Below are 5,992 nucleotides of genomic sequence, written 5' to 3'. Positions count from 1 at the left end.
GGTCTGTTGCTGGCAGGATGCGGTGACAGTGATCAGCAGGATTTGGATCTCGTCTTACAAGATATCTACAGTGGCGTGCCGTTTGAGAAAATGACACCGCCAAAGGCACTCGAGCGCACCGGGCGTTTGCTATTTGTTGCTGCGCCGCTGCGTAACCCGTTTATGACGCCACAGATGGAAGTGGCAGGCGATCGTGGATTTGACTGCGCACAGCCCAATACAGAGCGCAAGAAAACCGCCTTAGAGCAGTACGGCTTGGAAAAACTTAAGTTTCGTGGAGTGATTGGCGATAAAGCCCAGTTGTGGGCATTGATCGAAACCCCTGATGCAGAGCTTGTCCGCATTGGTACCGGTGATTATATCGGGCTGAACTGGGGCAGCATCAATAAAGTGAGTGCATCGGCAATTGAGCTTAATGAAATGGTCAGTGATGGTCGTGGCTGCTGGCAGCAACGGCAGGTCGCGTTGGCGCTGGATACATCGCCTTTTGGTAGCTGATAAGTGACACAAAATACAGGATAAAAGAATGATGAAGGGAGCAGTTCGCAGTGTTGGGTATTGGCTAATGGTCGGTGCCTGTTTCAGCATCAGCGCTAGCGCGTGGGCCGCCACACTGGAAGATATTAAGCTGCGTCAGGAAGGCGATCGTTTGGCGGTAAATATGGTGTTTGACCAGCCGGTTGCTACCCCCGCACAGCAAAGAGATATGTTGGCCAATACGCTGGCACTGACGTTTTCCGGTGTTGATAAAAGCCGCGTAGGGAATACGGTTCGGGTTAATAATCCGCTACTGCGTGCTATTGGGGTTAAAGCCGCAAGCAATGGCACTCAACTGGCCTTTGATCTGGGCCGCCAAGCCCCGTATGAGATCAGAGCCGAAGGTAAAAGTTATGTGTTGCTGCTTGGTAAACCGGCCGGTAATGCCGCTCAATCTTTACAAAATAATCCGGCATTAAAACCCACTGGCAGTACGCTGCTGTCAATGGATTTTGTACCGCGCGGTGATGGTCAAGCTGAGCTAAATCTGAGTTTTGTGCAGCCGCCCGCTGATCTGGCTATTCGGCAGAGTAGTGGCCGTTTAGTGATAGATTTGCCCCGCACACAGCTCTCGGGTGATCCGTATAAAATGGATGTCAGCCGTAGAGGAACTGCCGTAAAAAATATCCGTAGTGAGAGTACGGGCCAGAGTACACGGCTCGTATTGGACCTGAAAGGGCCGGTGGATTACGATCAACAGCGTATCGGCCAGCAGGTAAAAGTGCAGATCCGGCGGGCTAACTCTGCGCGCGCCCAGACCAGTAATCCGGCGCAATACAGCAAACCTATCTCATTGAATTTCCAAAATGTACCGATTCGTACGGTACTGCAGGTGATTGCCGATTATAACCAGTTCAACTTGGTGACAACTGACAGTGTGCAGGGTGAGATCACCTTGCGTTTGGATAACGTACCTTGGCAGCAGGCGCTAGATATTATTTTGCGTGCTAAAGGGCTAGATAAGCGCATTGATGGCAATGTGTTGCTGGTGGCCCCGAGCGATGTCTTAATTGATCGTGAACGCCGTGAAATGGAAGCCGATGTGCAGGTTAATGATCTCAAACCGTTGCTTACCGAGTATATCGACATTAACTTTGCCAAAGCCTCTGATATTGCGGCCATGTTGACCGCGGCCAATGGCCGGATGCTCTCTAGCCGGGGATCTGTTTCTGTCGATGAGCGCACCAATACCTTGCTGGTACGTGATATTGATAACGTGCTTGATACCGTTCGCCAGATGGTCGCATCACTGGATAGGCCGGTCAGTCAGGTGCAAATTGAAGCGCGTATTGTCACCATTAACGATGAAAGCTTAGATGAACTTGGCGTTCGTTGGGGCATGCTTGCACCACAAGGTCAGGGCGATGTCGGGGCATCATTGGAAGGGTTATCTGACTCTACAACGCCGCTAACAACCGAAAACTTCCTGAACGTGAATATGCCTGCGTCAGCAGGTGCAGCCTCTATTGCCTTCCAAATTGCTAAAATTAACGGCAAATTGCTGGATTTAGAGCTATCAGCGTTAGAGCGTGAAAATAATGTGGAAGTGGTTGCCAGCCCGCGCTTACTGACTGCCAACAAAAAGCAGGCCAGTATCAAACAGGGTACTGAGTTGCCGTATGAAGTGGCCAGTTCCAGCGGTGCATCGACCATTGAATTTAAAGATGCGGTCCTCGGTTTGGATGTAACACCGCAGATTACGCCTAATGGCCAAATTATTTTAGATCTGAAAGTTAGCCAAAACTCACCGGGTAAAGTATATAAGATAGGGAGAGGAGAGGCAGTTTCAGTGGATAAGCAAGAGGTTGAAACACAAGTTCTGGTTGATGATGGCGAAACAGTTGTACTTGGCGGCGTATTCCAGCACACTACTATCAAAGGTGTAGATAAGGTACCGGTACTGGGTGATATTCCTGTCATGGGGCGTCTATTTAGACGTGATATGGATAAATCTGGCAAACGTGAGTTAGTGATTTTTGTTACGCCACGTGTCGTTCAAGGTAACATGAATCGTCCGGTAAGCACTGATCCTATCAGTGGTTAAACCTCTCTCCTTGATGATTGCTTTCGGAGATTGCAGCCGCAGTTTTCGAAAGCATGCCTTTATGCTGTTGCCAAACTAGCCCCACTCTTGAGATAATTTTCAGTCTGATCTCGTACTACGTTCTTATTGAGGATTCAGGTCATGTCTCGTCGTGGTGTTTTTTTTGACGGGGCGAGGTGTATTTAAACGTTGTTTTAAGCAAAAACCGAAAAACATGGCAGAGAAACGTAATATTTTCCTAATCGGCCCTATGGGTGCCGGTAAAAGTACTATCGGCAGATACCTTGCGCAGATGCTGAATATGGAATTCTTCGACTCCGATCAAGAAATTGAACGTCGTACCGGTGCAGATATTAGCTGGGTATTCGACGTTGAAGGTGAAGAAGGCTTTCGTGTTCGTGAAGAGAAAGTGATCAATGATCTGACTGAAAAGCAGGGCATTGTACTGGCGACTGGGGGTGGTTCTATCCAATCCCGTGAAACCCGTAACCGTCTTTCTGCGCGTGGTGTTGTTGTCTATTTAGAAACCACGATTGAAAAGCAATTAGCGCGGACACAACGCGATAAAAAGCGCCCGCTGTTGCAAGGTGATGTTGAGCCGCGTGAAGTGCTAGTTGATCTAGCCTCTGTACGTAATCCTCAGTATGAGGAAATTGCTGACATTACCATCCGCACCGATGATCAAGGCGCAAAAGTTGTTGCGACACAGATCATTGATATGTTGGAAAAGCAGTAAGTCATCAGGCAATAAACCATCAGGAAAGTTATGCCATGGAAAGGATTACCGTAGAACTCGCGGAGCGTAGCTACCCTATCACGATTCAAGCCGGACTGCTTACGCACCCGGCTTCTTTTCATCCATTGTCCTCCGGTGACAAGGTGATGGTCGTGACGAATGAGACACTCGCTCCGCTGTACCTGAGCTGCGTCACTGCAACATTAAAAACGTTGGGGTGTCAGGTCGATACACTGATACTGGCCGACGGTGAGCAATACAAATCACTGACGGTGCTGGATCAGGTGTTTTCGGCTCTGCTGCAGCACAATCACGGTCGGGATACGACCTTGATTGCGCTGGGAGGAGGAGTGATCGGTGACCTGACAGGCTTTGCCGCTGCCTGCTATCAGCGTGGTGTGGATTTTATCCAAATCCCAACGACGCTGTTGGCGCAAGTTGATTCGTCAGTAGGTGGTAAAACAGCGGTGAACCATCCGCTGGGCAAAAATATGATTGGTGCCTTTCATCAGCCCATCTCAGTGATTATTGATATTGAGAGTTTGCAAACCTTGCCGGAGCGAGAGTTTGCAGCCGGGCTGGCGGAAGTGATCAAGTACGGTGTCATTATTGATGCTGAATTTTTTCAGTGGCTTGAGTTGAACCTCGAGCGGGTTCAAGCGCTTGAGCCACAAGCAATAACCTACTGTATTCAGCGTTGCTGTGAGCTTAAAGCTCAGGTCGTGGCCGCTGATGAGACAGAGCAAGGGCAACGCGCATTACTCAATCTGGGTCACACCTTTGGCCATGCCATTGAAGCTGAAATGGGCTATGGGGTGTGGCTACACGGTGAAGCGGTAGCCGCAGGAATGATGATGGCAGCACAGACCGCAGTGAGGCTGGGTCAGTGTTCGGCCAGTGATGTTGCACGTTTACGTGCACTGTTATTGCGCGCAAAACTGCCGGTCAGCGGCCCAGCCAGTATGCCACCAGAGCGCTATATCCCCCATATGATGCGGGATAAAAAAGTACTGGCCGGTACACTGCGGCTGGTGTTGCCACAAGGTATTGGACAAGCCAATGTGGTCAGCGGCACTGAACCGCACCACGTATTGGCAGCAATTGGCGAATGCCGAGGTTAACAGACATGGAACATACGCCTTCCCGTTTTTGGGTTGAGCTTGATTCACAAACTCAGGTGCTTTCACGTACACGTTTTCTGAGCCGCTTTGGTTCGCCTTTTATTCATATCAGTGCTCCGCAGGGTGCCGGAAAAAGTTTTCTGGCCCAGCAGTTACTCGATGAACAAGATGCAGAGCGAGTGCGTACGGCGTTATTAGTCGGCCGACAGGGGCAATCTGATGCACTGGTACGGTCGTTGTTGGTGCACCAGTTGGTGGATAAAGCCGCGTATGATGATGCCATGTTATTGGCTGATTTTTTACCTGAATTGGCACGGGCTGATCGCCGTGATCTACTGATTATTGTTGATAATGCCGAACTGCTGTCTGAGTCGATGCTGATGGAGTTATGGCATCTGGCCGGTACCAGTAAGCAGCCGGATAATCGCCGTTGCGCCGTTATTTTGTTCGCACCGGCCGAGACATTGGCAGAACACATTAAAGCACTGCCAATGCAGGTGGGTGTTGTACCCATGACCATTGATATTCCTGCACTATCACGCGCAGAAGCACTGACATTGCTGAAAGCTGCGTTGGTGCGTGCTGGCCGCTCGACACAAGAGGCTGAGACGCTGCTCGGAACGGTACTACGTCCGGCGGCAATTTTGGCGAATGCTGAAAAACCGGCGGTTCCAGCACTTGATGATGAGCCGTTAGCTGTGCCGGTGGCGCGTCGTCATGATGAACCGCGTACCGCTTGGGGCATGATCTCACTGGGTGTGATTGTTGCGCTGGCAGTGGCTGCGGGTGGCTGGGTATGGTGGTCTGAGCACTCAGCGCCTGTTTCGTCAGGCTTTGTTGCCGGTGATCGCGCGCCGTCAGTTAGCAGTGATGCTGACAAGAATGCCACCGATCCAGCAGGCACAGTGGCACTGCCACAGGTTGAAGGTACGGCATTAAACCCGATCCCCGATGTTCAGGGGCGTTTGGGCCGCGGTGATGTTGCGCCGATTCAGACCGATGAAAAATTTCGCCTCAATGAACACAGCACGGTGACGCAGTTATCTACACCGGCTACCGCCGGTACCACCACGCAAGCCACCATTTTGCCGGAAAGTAGCAAACGTGTGGTATTACCGGGGAATGTGGTTGATGCGCTGTTGGCGGTGGAGAAAGCTGAAAATACAACGCAGCTAAATTCAAATGGTGCTGAGACCCCGAACGCGACATCTTCTGTACCGACAGAATTACTGCCAACCGCATTACCACCGCAAACCCGTGCTGTAGTCTCTGATGCTGACCGGGCTAGCGCGGCGAAAAACAGCAATTCGGCAGCGCATAAAGTATCGGTAAAATCAGAGACTGCCCGCAGTAAGAGCGCGACGGAGAAAAAAGCATCCGCAGCACATACAGCGACAGCCAAAAACAGGCAGGCAGCCTCTGGTAGCATGTCGGATAAAACCGAGATTGAAAAAATATCACCGAAGCATTACACGGTACAGTTATCAGGTTCACACTCATTTAGTGAGGCTTGGAAATTGGTGGAAAAAAGTGGCCGAGCGTCTACGCTAACTG

General features: G+C 50.7%; 5 protein-coding genes. All 5 read left to right on the top strand.

What is annotated here, in order from left to right:
* Positions 1–498: pilus assembly protein PilP (locus ACRC27_RS14440; protein WP_438640201.1), on the top strand; the 498-nt coding region annotated here is incomplete at its 5' end.
* Between the two features lie 28 nt (positions 499–526).
* Positions 527–2,581, top strand: a complete 2,055-nt coding sequence (locus ACRC27_RS14435; RefSeq protein ID WP_438631301.1) for a type IV pilus secretin PilQ — start codon at positions 527–529, stop codon at positions 2,579–2,581.
* Positions 2,582–2,795: 214 nt separating this feature from the next.
* A complete protein-coding gene (aroK, locus tag ACRC27_RS14430; protein WP_438622877.1) occupies positions 2,796–3,317 on the top strand; it encodes a shikimate kinase AroK in 522 nt (173 codons plus the stop codon).
* 35 nt (positions 3,318–3,352) lie between these two features.
* Positions 3,353–4,438: a 3-dehydroquinate synthase gene (gene aroB, locus ACRC27_RS14425; protein WP_438622878.1), complete on the top strand. Its 1,086-nt coding sequence runs from the start codon at positions 3,353–3,355 to the stop codon at positions 4,436–4,438.
* A gap of 5 nt (positions 4,439–4,443) precedes the next feature.
* A partial coding sequence (locus tag ACRC27_RS14420) for an AAA family ATPase (protein ID WP_438640200.1) occupies positions 4,444–5,992 on the top strand: 1,549 nt, incomplete at its 3' end.

It is taken from the genome of Plesiomonas sp. (genome assembly GCF_051650925.1).
In the GTDB taxonomy this organism is placed as follows: Bacteria; Pseudomonadota; Gammaproteobacteria; order Enterobacterales; family CAMTGL01; genus Plesiomonas.
This window is presented reverse-complemented; position numbering and strand designations above follow the sequence as displayed.